This window comes from Ewingella americana, from assembly GCF_006438725.1.
GTDB classification, from domain to species: domain Bacteria; phylum Pseudomonadota; class Gammaproteobacteria; order Enterobacterales; family Enterobacteriaceae; genus Ewingella; species Ewingella americana_A.
Window position 1 is genome coordinate 92,874 of the sequence record NZ_RCZD01000013.1, and the last position, 17,581, is coordinate 110,454.

A 17,581-nucleotide genomic window follows, 5' to 3' on the forward strand; every position below is an offset into this window, starting at 1 on the left:
TCCGATGAGTCTAGGGTTATTGATGAGACTAATGTTTGAACATCATGTGAGGTGTTCCATCAATAGATGAAGTGTTGAAAGAAAGTGCGTTGATAGAAACAGAACGTTCTAAACGGCGGGGCATCATGGTGGTGCCAGAGTCGCCAAAAAGGCAAACGGTGGAAATCCTATGCAATCGATCATGCTTGAATCAAACAGTTCCGAAGTTGAAGACTTCGCTGCACACGGCGAAGAGAAGCGAAGCAGCGCGTTCCAGGATGAAGTTACTCAATACCTGGAGCGTCAACCCCTCACACTTCATATCGATGTCCTCCTCACAGATTTAAACGGCAGTTTCCGCGGCAAACGCATCCCCGTTACAGCGCTTAGAAAAATTGAAAAAGGCTGCTACTTCCCTGCCTCTGTGTTCGCCATGGATATTCTTGGCAACGTGGTGGAAGAGGCCGGTTTAGGCCAGGAATTAGGCGAGCCCGACCGCATCTGTTTACCCGTCCCCGGCACGCTTGCGCCATCTGCATCTGACCCCGAACACATCGGCCAGTTGCTGTTGACCATGCTTGACGAAGATGGCACTCCCTTTGACGTTGAACCCCGCAATGTGCTGAATCATTTGTGGCAAACATTGCGCCAGCGGGGATTATTCCCGGTGGTAGCGGTAGAGTTGGAGTTCTATCTGCTCGACAGGCAGCGAGATGCCGAAGGTTATATTCAGCCGCCATGCACCCCAGGGACCAACGAGCGTAATATCCAGACTCAATGCTATTCGGTGGATAATCTCGACCATTTCGCCGACGTTCTCAGCGATATTGACCGCCTGGCCCATATTCAGGGTTTACCGGCTGACGGCGCAGTCGCCGAGTCTTCGCCCGGCCAGTTCGAAATCAACTTGCACCACAGCGACAATGTTTTGCGCGCCTGTGATCACGCGCTGGCCCTGAAAAGGCTGGTGCGTCTGGTGGCGGAAAATCATGATATGGACGCCACCTTCATGGCTAAGCCGTATGACGAACACGCGGGCAGCGGTATGCACATCCATCTGAGCGTACTTGATGACAATGGAAAGAATCTGCTGGCCGACGGCGAAGGAGAAGATTCCGCGCTGATGAAACGTGCGCTGGCCGGGATGCTCGCCCTGATGCCCGCCTCAATGGCGGTGCTGGCACCGAACGTCAATGCCTTCCGCCGCTTCCAGCCGGGGATGTATGTGGCGACGCAAGCCTCTTGGGGGCACAACAACCGCACTGTGGCGCTGCGTGTACCGTGCAGTGGAACCGCCGATCACCGCGTGGAATACCGCCTGGCGGGCGCTGATGCTAACCCATATCTGGTGGTCGCCAGCGTACTGGCCGGGATGCTGTATGGCCTCGACAACGATCTGCCGCTGCCTGAACCGGTTACCGGTAATGGGCTGGAGCAGGAAGGGATCCCGCTGCCGATCCGCCAGAGCGATGCACTGATGGAGTTCGACCAGCAACCGGCGTTGAAAAAATACCTTGGCGATCGTTTCTCACGGGTTTACCACGCCTGTAAATCGGGCGAGCTGTTGCAGTTCGAGCGGCGCGTTACCGAAACTGAAATCGACTGGATGCTGCGTAACGCCTGATCGGGCGGGGAGAGGCGCCGATGAGTCAAACTAATCTGCACTGGCAACAACGTCGTGAACATGCCGTCACAGGAGGTGTCGGCAATTCATTACAGGTGTATATCCACAAAGCACTGAATGCCGAACTGTGGGATGTCGAAGGCAAGCGCTATATCGACTTCGCCTCCGGCATTGCGGTGCTTAACACCGGCCATAATCATCCGAAAGTCATTGCCGCCGTCTTGGAGCAATTGACCCGCTTTACCCATCCCTGTTTTCAGGTCACGCCCTACCCGGAATATGTCGAACTGGCCGAAAGGCTCAATGCGTTGGTGCCGATCAGTGCACCGACGCAAACCCTGCTGATGACCACCGGCGCGGAAGCGGTGGAAAACGCCATTAAAGTGGCGCGTATTGCCACCGGGCGCAGCGGGGTGATCGCCTTTCGCGGCGGATTCCACGGGCGCACGTTATTAGGCATGGCGCTGACCGGCAAAATGGTGCCGTACAAGCAGGGTTATGGCCCATTCCCCGGCGGTATTTTTCACGCGCCTTACCCCAACGCCTATCACGGCGTGAGCGATGAGCAATCTCTGCAAGCCATCGAGGATATTTTTGCTGCCGATATCTCTCCGGATGACGTGGCGGCGATCATCATCGAACCGGTGCAGGGTGAGGGCGGTTTCTATGCCGCATCCGCCGGTTTCCTGCAAAAATTGCGGGAGATTTGCGACCAGCACGGCATTGTGTTTATCGCCGATGAAATTCAAAGCGGGTTCTGCCGCACCGGTAAAACCTTTGCCATTGAGCACAGCGGCGTGGAGCCGGATTTGGTGACGATGGCGAAAAGTCTGGCGGGGGGCTTTCCGCTCTCGGCGGTAGTCGGGCGTAAACGTTTGATGGAGAAAGCCCGACCGGGCGGGCTGGGTGGTACTTACGCCGGATCCCCGGTGGCCATTGCCGCCGCACTGGCGGTGACCCGGCTCATTGACGACGAACAGCTCAACGAAAAGGCCCAGCGTTTGGGGCAGCAGCTGTTCAGAGCATTGCACGCAATGGCAGAGCATCACGCCTGTATCGGTGACATTCGCGGTGTGGGAGCGATGGTGGCCATGGAGTTGGTTAAACACGGTGATGCCAACCAGCCGGACAAGGCCCTGACCCAGGCATTAGTGCAGCAGGCGGGGAAAATGGGGTTGGTATTATTATCCTGTGGCGTGCGTGCAAATGTGGTGCGTTTATTGATCCCGCTCACCGCAGAGAAAGAAATTGTCACTGAAGGCCTCAAAATCTTGTCATCAGCCCTCGAGTTAGTGCAAAATGCGCCTCATGCAGAATAACCGACGCTTTAAGGCGCCGGTTATTTTTTTTGCATTGTACGGTATGCAAACTAATTCAACAGAGGCCGGACCCAGATCCGGATAGATAACCAGGTTCGTGTGCGACCCCCAATCAATAAACGGTCGCCACTATGAGGAAATGTATCATGGGGCAATATTTTAAACCTGTACCGGTGCCCGCCGGTATCTTTATCAGCTGCGGCAAACTGCGCTCAGCCTTTATGTCCGTGTTCAGCGATGTAAAGATCAATCCCCCGTTTCCTGGTTATCCAACACGAAGTCAGCCCTGTACTTTGCGCACGGAGGTGTTTACGCACCCGGTGCTTGCAAATCAGGGAGGACTGAGCCATGTCTGTTAATGTCTCAACTGCCGCTGCGGCCACCAATCGCGTACAGCTGCGTAAAACCCTGACTCTGGTTCAGGTTGTGATGATGGGCCTGGCCTATCTGCAACCGATGACCATTTTCGATACCTTCGGTATTGTGTCTGGTCTCACCGACGGTCACGTTGCCACCGCGTATATCTTCGCGCTGGTGGCCGTACTGTTTACCGCCGTGAGCTATGGCAAACTGGTGAAACGCTTCCCGTCTGCCGGTTCTGCTTACACCTATGCGCAGAAAGCCATCAGCCCGCACGTGGGCTTTATGGTCGGCTGGTCATCCCTGCTGGACTACCTGTTCATGCCGATGATCAACATCCTGTTGGCAAAAATCTACCTGGAAGCTATCTTCCCGGGCGTGCCGTCGTGGATATTTGTCACCGCGCTGGTGGCGCTGATGACCGCGTTTAACCTGCGTGGCATCAAGGTGGTCGCTAACCTCAACAGCATCATCGTGGTGGTTCAGGTGGCCATTATGGTGGTGTTCATGGGGCTGCTGATCCATGGTGTGTATATGGGTGAAGGCGCAGGTACGCTGACCAGCACCAAACCGTTCTTCAGTGAAAATGCGCACGTCGTGCCGATGATCACCGGGGCGACCATCCTGTGCTTCTCATTCCTGGGCTTCGACGGTATCAGCTCACTGTCTGAAGAGACGCCGAACGCCGGTAAAGTGATTCCGAAAGCGATTTTCCTGACCGCGCTGATTGGCGGTGTGATTTTCGTGGTGGTGTCGTACTTCCTGCAGCTCTATTTCCCGGACATCTCGCGTTTCCATAACCCGGACGCGTCACAGCCAGAAATCATGCTTTACGTGGCCGGTAAATTCTTCCAGTCCGTGATCCTGTGCTTTAGCTGCGTGACCGTTCTGGCATCTGGCATGGCGGCACACGCGGGCGTTTCCCGCCTGCTGTATGTGATGGGCCGTGACGGCGTATTCCCGGAGAAAATTTTCGGTTATGTGCACCCAAAATGGCGTACCCCGACCTTCAACGTGGTGTTAGTGGGTGTGGTTGCGATGTCCGCCGTGACCTTTGATTTGGTGACCGCAACGGCGCTGATTAACTTCGGTGCGCTGGTGGCCTTTACCTTCGTTAACCTGTCGGTTATTTCGCAGTTCTATATCCGCGAGAAGCGCAATAAGACCGTCAAGGATCACATCAACTATCTGGTTCTGCCGGTGATTGGTGCACTGACCGTTGGCGCACTGTGGCTGAATCTTGAAGTCAGCTCAATGACGCTCGGCCTGGTCTGGGGCTCGATTGGCCTGTGCTATCTGGCCTTCATCACCAATCTGTTCCGGCAGAAGCCGCCGCAGATGAGTGGCGAGATCATGCCAGAGGCATAAAAATGTGAGGGACCCGCAAGGGTCCTTTTTTTTTGCTCTTTGGAAAGAGCAGGAAACGGTTTTGGTTTCAAACTATCACTTTAAATTCAAATTCAAATTCAAATTCAAATTCAAGGTCGTGGGCGCCGGCCCACACCGGCTCAGGGGGCCGCGCGCGTCCCCCCGAGACCCCAGCGCTATAAACAACAGCAGCTGCGCAGGTCACAATGGCCGTGTTTCAGGTGCCACAGCGATAGCCGTAAAATGTCAGCCCTGCCGGGCTTCCCGGCTGCGGGTTCGAGCCAACGGTAAAGATGTTGTCTCTCCACCGACTTGCCGGTGACATTTTGAACACGGCCGAAGCTTTTTTAAATTCAAAATCAAAACCTACGTGGTATTGACCTTTAAAATGTCGAGGCCGCATTCAAAAATGCCGCCGGAGGAGAGGTGGAAAACCGCGCGTCTTTTTGCGCGGGTTGTAACCCGAACGGAGGGGACCGCAACGCGGCGGGATTTTGCGGTTATAACCGCGGTGACTGAAATGCGGCCATTGTGACCAGCGCAGCTGCTGTTTTTAAAAAAGCCCGGGATTCCAAAGGGCGGCGGCGATTGGCCGCCCTTTGGTCGGTGTGGGCCGACGCCCACGATCTTGAATTTGAATTTAAAGATTTAAAAGCGAAAGCCATGCTTACGCCACCAGCCTCTTCCCGTAGTCGAATAGCGCCTTAAGAAGCGCCGTCTTCTCGGCATCCTCCTCGTACAGGTTGTACAGCGATTCGAGCTGCAAAATGTAGTCCTGTACCCGTTCGGCGTTGAGTTTTTCCTGGCGGTGTTCACGCCAGCGGCGCTGTTCGGCGTCGGTCAGGGTGGCGGGGAAATTGCGGGCGCGGTAGCGGAACAGCAGCGTTTCGATGCGGGAATCGTTGAAGGTCAGATCCAGCGCGGGCAGATTCTCGGGTTTGGTTTCCAGAATGATACGCATCGCGGCGCGATCGGCGTCGCTGAAAAATCCGTCGTACAGGCGGGCATCGACGTCGTCGGAGCCTTTGAACGGCTCGGCGTCGGCATACAGCGCCACCACTTTTTCCCGCACCTGAGAATTCTGGCGCAGCAGCTGCAAGTTTTGCAGGCAGCGCTCACGATCGATACCCAGACGTTCGGCGTTTTCCGGCAGCAGCGTTTTCGCCGGGGCCAGCACCGGGCACTTATTAATGTGCAGCAGTTTAATGGGCAGCGGCGACTGACCCGGCTCGAGCGCATCGCGGCGGGTGTACAGCCGTTCGCGCATCTGTTCGGCATCAAGTTCAAGCAGGGGCGTCATGTCACCGCCCAAATCACAAACAATCACCGCATTTTTGTTCTCAGGGTGCCACGCCAGCGGCGCTACCCAGGCGGTGTTGCCGCGTGCTGCGCCAAACATGCCGGACACATGCACCAGCGGCGTCATGGCAGGAATGTCGATCAGTGCGTTGATTTTATGCTTATTACGGTGCTCAAGCAGGAAGTCGAACAGACGCGGCTGCGCCTGTTTCACCAGCCTGGCCATGGCGATGGTGGCGTAAACGTCGGCCATCGCGTCATGGGCATTTTCGTGTTCGATGCCGTTGGCTTTGGTCAGATGTTCAAGGCGAAAGCTCGGGAAGCCGTCATCGTTTTCCGGCCAGTTGATGCCGTCCGGGCGCAGGGCGTAACAGGCACGCATCACATCCAGCAGATCCCAGCGGGAATTGCCGTATTGCCAGCTGTAGGCGTAAGGATCGTAGAAGTTACGGTAAAAAATATTGCGGCTGACTTCATCATCAAAACGAATATTGTTGTAGCCGACAATACAGGTTCCCGGCACGCTGAACGCTTTGTGGATTTGCGCGCTGAACTCCGCTTCGCTCAGCCCTTTCTCCAGCGCCAGCTGTGGTGTGATCCCGGTGATCATCACCGCTTCGGGTTCAGGCAGATAGTCGTCAGACGGGCGGCAATAGATCACCAACGGCTCTTCGATGATGTTGAAATCCTGGTCGGTGCGTACACCGGCGAACTGCGCAGGGCGGTCCAGCGCCGGGTTCTTGCCGAAAGTCTCGTAGTCATGGAAGTAGAAAGTTTTTTGCGGCTTGTCTGACATTGCGGAATTGACCCTTAATCGCGGCTGGTTGTAATGATATGGCATAGCGAACAGCCGGTAAGGATAACATTCAGCGGTAAGATGTCATGAGGAAATCTGTCGACCTGCGGCCTGTCCTGGAAAACCACACATTATTCACCTAAAGTTTGACTAAACCCCACTAAAACCACGGTGATCCTCTCTGACAACTCGGCTAAACTAGCTGCCTTTGATTCTTCTGCCACTTCATGGGTATCGCATGCATGCGTCTTGACAAGAAAATCTCGCCGCTCGACAACGTGATTTACAGCCATTACCGCATCACCCATGCGCTGCGTATTGCGCTGGCATTCATCCTCACTTTTTTGATCGTACGCCTGACAGCAATCCCCGAAGGCACCTGGCCTCTCATCACTTTGGTGGTGGTGATGGGGCCGATTTCATTTTGGGGCAATGTTTTACAGCGCGTCTCTGAGCGTATCGCCGGAACGGTGTTTGGTTCGGTATCTGGGTTGATTGCGCTGTGGCTGGAGCTCTATTCTTTTCCGCTGATGCTGGCGTGGTGCGGCATTGTGATGTTCGCCAGCGGCTATCTGACACTCGGAAAGCGGCCCTATATGGCACTGCTGATCGGCGTGACGCTGGCGGTGGTGTGCGGAGCCGGGCCGGGCGATATGACGACGGCGCTGTGGCGTTCGGGCGATGTGGTGTTTGGCTCGCTGCTGGCACTGTTCTTTGCCAGTATTTATCCGCAGCGCGCCTTTATTCACTGGCGGATGCAGATGGCCGACTACCTGATGTCGCTCAATAAGCTCTACAGCGCCTGGCTGTCGCCGAACATGCTCGAACGCCCGCATTTGCAGGGCAAGCTGAAAACCGCCATGACCCAAATGGTGAAGATGCGCGCGCTGTTCGCGCCGGCCAGCAAAGAGTCCCATATTCCCCGCGAAGTGTTCGACGCGATCCAAACCCTCAGCCGCAACCTGTTGTGTACGCTGGAGTTATTGGCTGATGCTTATTGGAGTTCACGCGAAAGCCACTATCTCCTGCTCAATGCCCGCACGCTGCGCAGTGCCCAGTTGCTGATGCTCAATTCCCTCGAGCAATTAAGCGATATGCTGCTAAACGGTACCAGAGAGGATGAGTCGGCGCTGAATCATCAGCTCAATGAATCCGCCGAGGAGCTGAAACAGCTGATGCAAGAGATGAACACCAGCCAGCATCTGGAAGCGCCTATTTATGGTTATGTCTGGCTGAGCATGCAGGTGGCCGAGCAACTCAAGTCATTGGGTGACCTGATCACCATGACCATGCGCAAAGAAGAGGCGCTAAATGGGGTCAGTGCGGTGCCGAAAGCGTGAAGGAATTTTTGTCTGCCCGCTAAAACGGGTAAGATAAGCGAATTGGACTTTCGTTCTGAACGCGCAGGAATTTCCTGCTACGCTGTAACCAACGTTCCGGGCTGTCAGTCACTGAATCTGTGTAACTTAATCGAAGGTGTTAAAATGGACAATATCAACAAGCCGAGCTTCCATGACGTTCTGGAGTTTGTACGAGTTTTCCGCCGCAAAAACAAACTGCAACGCGAAATTGCCGACAACGAAAAGAAAATCCGCGACAACCAGAAACGCGTTCTGCTGCTCGACAACCTGGGTGATTACATCAAACAAGGTATGAGTGTTGACGAAATTCAGGCCATCATTGCCAGCATGCGTGGCGACTATGAAGACCGCGTTGATGATTACATCATCCGCAATGCTGACTTGTCTAAAGAACGCCGTGAAATGTCGAAAAAGCTGAAAGCGATGGGCGAAATCAAAGCCAACGAAAGCAAATAAGCGTCGTTTTTCAGACAGTGATTCGTATTAAAAAGGCCCCGTCACGGATGTGATGGGGCCTTTTGCTTTTGTGAGGGATCATCTGAAGGCTAGACTGTCTGCACTTTCCCTTCCTGAATTGAAGGTTCATTTTCCAGCCGCTGGCGGCGACGCAAATTCGGGAACCATGCCATCCACAGGCCCACCACGATCAACGTCCCGATCCCGCCTATCGCCGCAGCAGGCACCGCTCCCATCCACGCCGCAAGTAAACCTGATTCAAATTCACCCAGCTGATTCGACGTGTTGATAAAGATTGAGTTGACCGCACTGACGCGCCCACGCATCTCATCGGGGGTATCGAGCTGAACCAGCGCACCGCGGATCACCATGCTCACCATGTCGAAACCGCCGAGGAAAAAGAGCGCAATCATCGACAACCACAACGTGGTGGAGAGCGCAAAAACCAGCGTTGCTGCACCAAAACCGGCCACGGCCGCGAACATGATCATCCCCACATTGCGGGTCAATGCGCGTCGACTAAGCCAGAACCCGACCAGCAATCCGCCGACGGCAGGTGCGCCGCGCAGCAGGCCCAATCCCCACGGACCCGTGTGCAAAATGTCCTTGGCGAAAATGGGCAGCAGGGCGGTAGCTCCCCCCAACAGCACGGCAAACAGGTCCAGCGAGATCACGCCCAGCACGTCTGGCCGGTTACGGATAAAACGAATTCCGGCGAACAACGTCGAGAAAGTGGCCGGCACGCGCTGCGGCGGCGCCTGTTCGTACTGCAAGCGGCTGACCATTACAATCGACAGAAAATAGAGCAGTCCGCAGGCAAGATAAACCACGCCTGAGCCTGCAATATATAACAATCCACCGATGGCCGGGCCGACCATCGCCGCCGCCTGACCCGATACCGCGTTGGCTGCCATAGCGCGGGCCAGCAGGTGCGGTGGCACCAGTGCGGGCAGCATCGACTGCATCGACGGCGCTTCCATTGCTTTGGCAATGGCGATCACAAACACCAGCCCGAGAATAGTCAGCTCATTCACGTGGTGAGTGAATGTCAGCACGCCTAAAGCGACAATCGCCAGCCATTCGGCAATTTGACCCCACAGCACCATGCGTCGACGGTCAAACTGATCCGCCATATGCCCTGCGAACAGCGCCAGCGTTACCGAAGGCAGAAACTGCGCCAGACCGATCAACCCGAGATCTAACGCGCGGCCGGTGATCGAATAAATCTGCCAACTCACTACGATGGACAGCATCTGAAAACCAAAGCTTGACCCGGCTCTGGCTACCCAAAAAGCGACAAAAGAGCGGTGTTGCAATAATGAATCTGAGGTAACGCCGGTAGGGGGCATAACACATTCCTGATGATCACTATTCTTGTTCTGGCCGTGTGGATAAGGGGAAATTCCATGGTTAGCCGGAAGCTTATTAGGGTTATTAATAGTGGGTTAATTATACAAGGAGAAACTTTTAGCATGAAAAAACGAGGGCGGATACCCTCTCAGTCATGCAAATTACGCGGGGATGTTTCACCTTGTGGCCATCAGGCAAAATGATAGGAAGGATTCGGTATTACAGCATTTGAGTTAACTCAGCACCCGCACCGGTTCTCCGGCCAAAAATGCCTCAATATCGTCCACGGCCTCGGTGAAATAGGTCTGATAATTACCGTCGGCAACGTATCCCAGATGCGGTGTCGCCAGTACATTAGGCAGGGTGCGCAGCGGGTGGTTGGCGGGCAGGGGTTCAACGTCAAATACATCCAGACCTGCACCGCCTATTTTGCAGGCCTTGAGAGCGGCAATCAGCGCGGGTTGATCGACAATCGCTGCGCGCGAGGTGTTAATCAACAGTCCTGAGGGTTTCATGAGTGCTAAGTCGGCTGCATCCAGCAGCCCTCGGGTGCGCTCACTGAGCACCAGATGAATTGACACAACATCGCTGGTGGCTAACAGCGCCTCTTTGCTGGCAGCAAAATCAACACCGCATTCAGCCGCACGTTCGGCGGTCAGGTTCTGGCTCCAGGCCACGACATGCATACCGAAGGCCTGGGCGATCACCGCCATCTTCTGCCCAATTTTCCCAAGCCCGATCAACCCCAGACGTTTACCGCTCAGACCAAAACCGACCGTATTTTGCCACGGGCCGTTATGGCGCAGCGCGTTGTTTTCTTCCACCAGATGCCGTGCCAGCCCGAGGATCAGCGCCCAGGTCATTTCCACCGGCGCACTGCCGCCGCTGCCGGTTCCGCACACCGTGACACCGCGAGATTTGGCCGCAGCCATATCAATGGAAGCATTGCGCATGCCGGAGGTGATCAGCAGTTTGAGGTTCGGCAGGCGGGCGAGCAGGGAGGCGGAGAACGGGGTGCGTTCGCGCATGATAATCACGATCTCTGCATCAATAATCGCCGCTGCCAGTTCTGTTTCATCCGCAATATGCTCGCTGAGAACCTGCATTTCCACTCGCTCTTTGAGCGGCGACCAGTCGGCAAAAGACAATGCCACATGTTGGTAATCATCGAGAATGGCACAGTGAATTTTGGCTGACATGGGCGGTTCCTTATTGGAAAGAGATGATTGGGCTGAGAGTGAGTTATAGCACCCGTATTTCCAAAAGCAAAAAGCCGCTCTGAATCACCAGAGCGGCTTTATAACAACACCCGATATAACCGCATCTATTGCCCGCCGGTGTGTGAACCGAAAGAGCATGAGACGTCAGGGAGCTGATCGTCATCATGCTGACACGCGGCAAACACCCGAAAGGTGGTACACATCATCATCACCAACGAGACTAATGACAGAATCTTGTTCACCTTAAACTCCCTTTAAGTAAGTTGAGTGACGTTGCCATTAGGTTATGAAAACTAATGGTTGAGTCTGAATTTTATCAGTCTGCGGGCAGGGATAGGGTGCGGTATATCTCTTTTTAGAAAGTAAAATTAACTACTTAAGTAAACAAGTCAGCGGGTTTTGTAAAGAGGCCGCGTGACATGAACCGGGGATCCGGTAATGATTCAGGTGCTACGGGCTGCCGCCGTCACCCCCGGGTCCCCGATGTAAAACCATGCGTTCTGGCTCCCCACACGGTGAACAAGCCCGTGATCAGCAGAGCAAGTACTGTCCATGGAAATGCGCCGATGCCGACATTCTGCAACAGCAGACCGCCGGTAATACCGCCGCCCGCGATAGCCAGATTCCACGCCACCACAATCATCGACTGGGCGACATCGGCATCCACGCCCGCCGCATCTGCCGAGGCGGTTTGCAACAATGCGGGTGCGCCACCAAAGGTCAGCCCCCATAGCGTCATGCTGGCATAAACCACCAGCGGAGAGCTGCCCGACACGCCCCATGCCAGGACAGCCAGCGCAAAACCGGCCAGACTTAATAACACGGCGCGCCGCAGCCAGCGGTCAACCACGACGCCGACGAGCCAGATGCCGCCGAGAGCACTGAGTCCAAAGACCAGCAGAACGCTATCGACCTGAGCTGTCAGACCCGCAGGCGCAAGCAAGGGGGTGATATACGTGTAAAGAATATTGTGCGCCAGCACCCAGACCACAATGACAAACAGGATTGGGCGCAGGCCGGGGGTGGTCAAGACTTTGCTCACGGGTTGGCCCTCCTGCGACAACTGCCCAGGGAAATCTGGCACTTTCAGCATCACCCAGCCCACCAGTAAAACGGTCAGCAGCGACATCAGCCCAAAGACCATCTGCCAGTTGAGCTGGCCGCCGAGCCATGTTCCGAGCGGCAGACCAATAGCCAGTGCGACCGGCGCGCCGATCATGGCCACCGCCATGGCTCGGCCCTGTAACTGCGGCGGGACCATGCGCCGGGCATAACCTGCTAATAATCCCCATGCCAGACCGGCAGCCGCACCGGCCATGAAACGGGCTGTCATGATCACTATCAGGTCTGAGGAGAGTGCGGTGAGCGTATTGAAGGCCAGAAACCCAAGGATGGCGGCCAACAGGGCTGAACGGCGTCGCCAGCGGCGAGTCAGGGCGGTTAACGGGATGGCCGCCAGCAGTGATCCCAGCGCGTATGATGTCACCAGTTGCCCGGCAAACGACGGTGAAATATTCAGACCGTGGCTAATCTGCGGCAACAATCCGGCGGGCAAGGTTTCGGTCATGATGGCAATAAAACCGGTCATGGCGAGCGCCAATAATCCTGAAATCGGCAGGGGAGATTTCATTTTGCAACGCCCGATGTGACGCCGTAGACCGCGTCGCGTAAGTCAGTGACAAACTGGCCGGACATCCCTTCATACAGCGTATTGGTCAACGCCACCACGCTCAGTTGTTGTGTCGGATCGACGAACCATGAGTGGCCATAAGCCCCTCCCCAGCGCCAGGTGCCGGGGGATTCCGGTGAGGCGATGGCCTGCGGGTCACGCAAAATGGAGAAGCCTAATCCGAAGCCGCAGGCGGGGAGCTGCGCAATGTCCCGGCCATTGGTTTGGTCGCGGCCCATTTGTGCGACGAGATCTGCCGGCAGCAGCGGGGCACCGCCCTGACGCAGGACTTCCAGTAGCCGCATCAGATCACCCGCACTGCCCACCATTCCCGCGCCACCCGACGCAAAAGCCTGAGGATCTAAGGCTCTGGCGGGGGAATAAGGAATGCCAACCGTTCCCTCAAATGGCGCAACGATTTCCCCTTCCTGCAAAATATGCGGGGCTGGCGTATCACTCACATAAGCCTGGCTTAGACGGGCCACATCGACGGCGGTAAATGCGGTATCCGCCATTGCCAATGGCCCGGTCACCCGTTGCGCGACGACGTCGGCTAAAGGCTGCTGGCAGACGGCTTCGATCACCGCCCCGACCACATCCGTCGCCAGAGAATAATTCCACGATGTTCCCGGCGCATAAAGCAACTCGACTCCTGCCAACCTGCGCAGGTTCTCCTGCAAAGAGTGGGTGCTGCTGTCCATGCCGTCTGATATTCCGGCCAGGGCATAAGGGCTTTGATGATCGGGTTCTAAAAAACGATAACTCAGCCCGGCGGTATGACTGAGCAGATGACGCAGGGTGATAAGGGGCATTTCACCCTGTGGCAGGCGGGGGGCAAAATCCGGTAGCCAGCGGCGGATATCATCCTCAAGGCCCAGTTTTCCCTGCGCGACCAGCACCATCGCTGCCGTCGAGACAATGGGTTTACTGACCGATGCCAGCCGAAACAGCGTATCAGTCGCCATCGGCAGGGCGGACTCCCGATCGGCCAAGCCGGCTGCCCGACAATATCGGAGCGTACCCTGATGGGAAACCATGACGACGGTCCCCACCAGGCGGTGGTCGTAAAGGGCCTGATCGATCACTGCATCAATGCGAGACGGAAGATGAGTCAAATATTCGTAGCGTACTGCAACTGGCGATAACTCGGTGGACATGGCGATTCCTGTTGTTTGGTGAGGGATGTCGCCACCATAGAGAACTACACACTGCGGAAAAAGTAGGGTAAATTTCTCTTGTATGCGGACAATGATGTCCGCAATAGGAGCGTTAATGGAGAACCTCAGCACTCTTACCGTGTTTGTGCAGGTAGCAGAAAGCCGCAGTTTTGTTCTGGCAGGCCGCCTGCTCGGGATATCCGCCTCGGCAGTCGGTAAGAATATTGCGCGGCTGGAAGCCAGGCTAGGGGTCAGACTGTTTCACCGCAGTACCCGCAGTATCACCCTGACCGCCGAGGGCATGATGTTCCTTGAGCGCAGCCGTCGCATCCTTAACGAACTTGAGGCTGCCGAGGTGGAGTTTTCACAGATTAAAGAGATCCCACGTGGCCGGTTGCGGGTTAGCCTGCCGCTGGTCAGTTCGCTGGTGTTGCCCGTGTTGGGGGACTTCATGCATCAGTATCCTGACATCGAGCTGGATCTGGATTTCACCGACCGGATGGTTGATGTGGTGGAAGAGGGGTTTGACGCGGTAGTCCGTACCGGCGAACTGACCGATTCCCGGCTTTCGGCTAAAAAATTGGGTGATTTTAAGATGCTACTGGTGGGTTCTTGTGATTATTTCCGGCGCTATGGGGAGCCGCAGCATCCCGGCGATTTAGCTGCACACCGGTGCATGCATTATCGATTTCCCACCAGTGGGAAGTTGGAAAGCTGGCCGCTGAGTGAATGTGCTGACAGCGATATTCCCGTTTCCATGGTGTGTAACAACATCGAAACCCGCGTTTGCTTTGCTCTGAAGGGGCTCGGGATCGCCTGTCTGCCGGATTTTTCCATCCGTGAACTTCTCCAGGCGGGTAGTCTGCAAACTGTGCTGGACGACTATGTCCATCGTAAAGTTAGCCTGCACGTGGTCTGGCCTTCTGACCGTTATATGACGCCAAAACTGCGGGTGTTTATCGATTTCCTGAGCGCGAATATGTTTCCTGTCCCGCAAGAACGTAATGATAAATGCTAAACAGCAACAAGCCTGCTTAATATGAACTGCCCAACTTTAGCGGGGCCGTTCAGCGTGATGAAACAGATGACGACGGTGTATATCTTTCGTAAGGTAAATGGCGATTTTAAGGGCAAAGAGGGAGTGATTATGGGCAGATTTCATGGCAAGCGTGTACTTATAACGGGTGGCACCAGCGGGATGGGGCTGGCAGGTGCGCTGCGCATTGTACAAGAGGGGGGACAAGTTGCCATCACGGGGCTCAGTGAAGAACGTCTGGCACAAGCCCGCAAGCTGTTGCCGGGCACCGCATTGATCCTGAAAAGTGACGCAGCAAGTGAAGCTGATATTAATGCGCTCGCAACGGCTGTCAGCCGCTGGGGGCCCCTCGACGGATTGTGGCTGAATGCCGGTTATGCGGAAGTAGGCGCACCTGAATCCGTTACTGCCGACGCCTTTAACCGCATGATGAACACCAATGTCCGCGGGCCGATGCTCCAGCTTGCCTCACTCTCCACCACTTTAAACCCCGGCGCATCGGTGCTGGTCACCGCATCGTCTTCGGTCTATGAAGGCGCGGCAATGACCAGCCTGTATGCTGCAACCAAAGGCGCCCTTGTCGCCATGGTAAAAAGCTGGGCCGCCTCGCTGGCTACGCGCAACATTCGCGCCAACACGCTGGTGCCAGGACCCATCGAGACTAATTTCAGACACTTCATGCCCGATGAGTCGCGGCAACAGTTTGAAGATTTTGTGGTAAGCCAAGTGCCACTCAGGCGAGCCGGTACAGCGGATGAAGCTGCTGCCGTCGCACTTTTCCTGCTCTCAGATGATGCGTCTTACGTGACTGGAAGTCAGTATGCGGTAGACGGCGGGCTGGTTCACTATTGATGTAAAATCCGAGTGGAAACATCATCTTACTTTACCAGCCCGTAATCGATCCGTTTGCCTGCTCCTGATGGGCTTGCAACGTTACCCGTTCTGAGTGGATGCAGATTTAAGTGAAAGCGGGCACGCCAGAGAAGCGCCCTGTTCTTTTACTTATTGCAGATGGCCCGTTATCAATACAGGCCATCTGCTTCTGCGTGGACCCTCAGGTTCCGATTAATGCTAATTAATCCAGTAGCGGCTTGCGGTTTTCTTTCGCCGGCTCTGGCTTGAGTTTTTCAACGGGAATACTGCACATGCTTTCAGCTATCATCCCAAAAAGAGAGTCTTTCGGGAAGGTTTCCCATTGCCCCACATCCAGCGTCGCATGTATAAGATCGCCCTCCGCGAACGGTTTGGAAAAAAGCGTATGTCCCATAACGGCACGCTGGTTTTTGTCGCAATTAATCACATCGGTTGCCCGGGAACTGGAAACGTAGACGGGTGGATTTTTTATAATCAGTGTCTGCTCCGCGTAGTTATTGATGAAATAAAACCGGCGCAAGTGGCTGTTATCCTGGTAAGTTGAAATCACCCTGAAATCGACATACGAAGTCCCGTTTTCATTTTCAAGAATTTTTATTAAACCAGCCGGTGCTTTGGCAGGCGTTTGCGGCAGTGGTTTACTGGTCCCAGTACAGCCCGTCAGCATAAGTAATACCAGCCATGTCAGCTTTTTCATTTTGCTGCCCCACCGGTTAAATCAGGTCGTAATGTCGCGAGCATGTCAGGCGTTACATTTCCCTGAACTGAACAGAGCAATAATGTCCCTTCTTTACCTTTGCTGAGCATTAACAACTTTTCGGTACTTTCTTTTGCCGGAGCAATACCCGACACCGCCTGCGCATTTTTTTTCCAGGCACTGTTTGGGTCGGCTTTAATCATCGCCTGAGAGAGGTAATCATCTCCGGCCTTACTCCAGGTTAAATGATCAAGCCTGGACATGACCTCTTCAGGTGATTCTTTGAAAATCAGCCCCCAGTAATAGTACTTACCGTAATTGATTTCATTGAGGTTGCTGGTTTGCAGAAAATATCCCGATAGCGTCAGATTTAATTCATGTAGAGGTTGGGCAAACCATACGGTGCCATTACCGTCAACCGGCGCTTTGAACCAGGCGCGAAATTGCTGGTCAACCGTTAAAGGTGCTACGCGGCTGAGTGTGGTTCGCTGATGATAAATTTCACTGAAAAATGTTGTGTCGCAACGCGTCAGGCTTTGCGTCAACGTATTGGCGTAAACAGGTAACGTTACCCCTGTCATTCCCAGCATGAGCCCAATGGAGCAGATAATTTTACGCATGTAATATCCATATAATAAAAAAGACGCTATTTTTATCGGCGCGCTGCGATGAGACTTTACGCTTTTTTCTTTTACTCCATTATCAGGCATGTTAAAAAACCTGCCCTTGCAGTTATGACCTCCAGCAATCCCTGTCGTGTAGCCCCCAGAGCACTGCACATTCCATGCGCTTTTAATATCTTTGCAGTTGGTTAGCCATAGCTCTGTTATGGTAAATACGACCGAATAGCGTAGTGGTTATATCCTATAGCCGTAAAATTAACTTCAGCTTTTCGCTCACAGTTACCCCTGGTCGTAGGCAGCTTTGTGCCAAGAGCGGACATGCCACATATCAATCTATCTTAATCAAAGTTGAGCTGCTCAGATAACACTCAAGCGTTAAAATAGACAATGCCAT

General features: G+C 54.6%; 15 protein-coding genes. 7 read left to right on the forward strand and 8 right to left on the reverse strand.

Annotated elements, in window-relative coordinates:
- Positions 1 to 169: 169 nt before the first annotated feature.
- The 3 genes from EAH77_RS20525 to EAH77_RS20540 all read left to right on the forward strand — a co-directional run bounded on the left by EAH77_RS20525 (position 170) and on the right by EAH77_RS20540 (position 4,650).
- The gene (locus EAH77_RS20525) at positions 170 to 1,603 is read left to right on the forward strand and encodes a glutamine synthetase family protein (RefSeq protein ID WP_241673503.1); all 1,434 of its coding nucleotides are present in this window, start codon (positions 170 to 172) and stop codon (positions 1,601 to 1,603) included.
- A gap of 20 nt (positions 1,604 to 1,623) precedes the next feature.
- The gene (gene gabT, locus EAH77_RS20530; protein WP_140474658.1) at positions 1,624 to 2,922 is read left to right on the forward strand and encodes a 4-aminobutyrate--2-oxoglutarate transaminase; all 1,299 of its coding nucleotides are present in this window, start codon (positions 1,624 to 1,626) and stop codon (positions 2,920 to 2,922) included.
- A 348-nt stretch (positions 2,923 to 3,270) separates the two neighbouring features.
- Positions 3,271 to 4,650, forward strand: coding sequence for an APC family permease (locus EAH77_RS20540; protein ID WP_140474660.1), 1,380 nt, complete (start codon positions 3,271 to 3,273; stop codon positions 4,648 to 4,650).
- Positions 4,651 to 5,317: 667 nt separating this feature from the next.
- On the opposite strand, the gene sbcB is transcribed toward EAH77_RS20540, so the two are convergent.
- Complete coding sequence (sbcB, locus tag EAH77_RS20545) at positions 5,318 to 6,745, reverse strand: exodeoxyribonuclease I (protein WP_140474661.1); 1,428 nt, start codon at positions 6,743 to 6,745, stop codon at positions 5,318 to 5,320.
- 242 nt (positions 6,746 to 6,987) lie between these two features.
- On the opposite strand from sbcB, the gene EAH77_RS20550 reads away from it, so the two are divergent.
- Positions 6,988 to 8,085, forward strand: a complete 1,098-nt coding sequence (locus EAH77_RS20550) for an FUSC family protein (RefSeq protein WP_140474662.1) — start codon at positions 6,988 to 6,990, stop codon at positions 8,083 to 8,085.
- A gap of 144 nt (positions 8,086 to 8,229) precedes the next feature.
- Entirely contained in the window at positions 8,230 to 8,562 is a 333-nt protein-coding gene (gene tmaR, locus EAH77_RS20555) for a PTS system regulator TmaR (RefSeq protein WP_140474663.1), read from the forward strand.
- 89 nt (positions 8,563 to 8,651) lie between these two features.
- On the opposite strand, the gene EAH77_RS20560 is transcribed toward tmaR, so the two are convergent.
- The 5 genes from EAH77_RS20560 to EAH77_RS20575 all read right to left on the reverse strand — a co-directional run bounded on the left by EAH77_RS20560 (position 8,652) and on the right by EAH77_RS20575 (position 13,958).
- On the reverse strand, positions 8,652 to 9,911 hold the full coding sequence (locus EAH77_RS20560) for an MFS transporter (protein ID WP_140474664.1): 1,260 nt from the start codon (positions 9,909 to 9,911) through the stop codon (positions 8,652 to 8,654).
- A 234-nt stretch (positions 9,912 to 10,145) separates the two neighbouring features.
- A complete protein-coding gene (locus EAH77_RS20565; protein ID WP_140474665.1) occupies positions 10,146 to 11,111 on the reverse strand; it encodes a D-2-hydroxyacid dehydrogenase family protein in 966 nt (321 codons plus the stop codon).
- Positions 11,112 to 11,236: 125 nt separating this feature from the next.
- Entirely contained in the window at positions 11,237 to 11,374 is a 138-nt protein-coding gene (locus EAH77_RS25180; RefSeq protein ID WP_161985835.1) for a hypothetical protein, read from the reverse strand.
- A gap of 224 nt (positions 11,375 to 11,598) precedes the next feature.
- A complete protein-coding gene (locus EAH77_RS20570) occupies positions 11,599 to 12,762 on the reverse strand; it encodes an MFS transporter (RefSeq protein ID WP_140474666.1) in 1,164 nt (387 codons plus the stop codon).
- Complete coding sequence (locus tag EAH77_RS20575) at positions 12,759 to 13,958, reverse strand: serine hydrolase domain-containing protein (protein ID WP_140474667.1); 1,200 nt, start codon at positions 13,956 to 13,958, stop codon at positions 12,759 to 12,761. The genes EAH77_RS20570 and EAH77_RS20575 overlap by 4 nt, the downstream gene beginning before the upstream one ends.
- Positions 13,959 to 14,073: 115 nt before the next feature.
- On the opposite strand from EAH77_RS20575, the gene EAH77_RS20580 reads away from it, so the two are divergent.
- Positions 14,074 to 14,976: a LysR family transcriptional regulator gene (locus EAH77_RS20580; RefSeq protein WP_140474668.1), complete on the forward strand. Its 903-nt coding sequence runs from the start codon at positions 14,074 to 14,076 to the stop codon at positions 14,974 to 14,976.
- Between the two features lie 129 nt (positions 14,977 to 15,105).
- Positions 15,106 to 15,846 carry an SDR family oxidoreductase gene (locus EAH77_RS20585; RefSeq protein WP_140474669.1) on the forward strand — a complete coding sequence of 247 codons (741 nt, stop codon included), beginning with the start codon at positions 15,106 to 15,108 and terminating at the stop codon, positions 15,844 to 15,846.
- Between the two features lie 223 nt (positions 15,847 to 16,069).
- Here the strand turns inward: EAH77_RS20585 and EAH77_RS20590 are convergent, their stop codons facing one another.
- Together EAH77_RS20590 and EAH77_RS20595 are read right to left on the reverse strand one after the other, a co-directional pair.
- Positions 16,070 to 16,564, reverse strand: a complete 495-nt coding sequence (locus EAH77_RS20590; RefSeq protein ID WP_241673504.1) for a surface-adhesin E family protein — start codon at positions 16,562 to 16,564, stop codon at positions 16,070 to 16,072.
- Entirely contained in the window at positions 16,561 to 17,274 is a 714-nt protein-coding gene (locus EAH77_RS20595) for a hypothetical protein (protein WP_241673505.1), read from the reverse strand. The genes EAH77_RS20590 and EAH77_RS20595 overlap by 4 nt, the downstream gene beginning before the upstream one ends.
- Between the last annotated feature and the right edge of the window lie 307 nt (positions 17,275 to 17,581).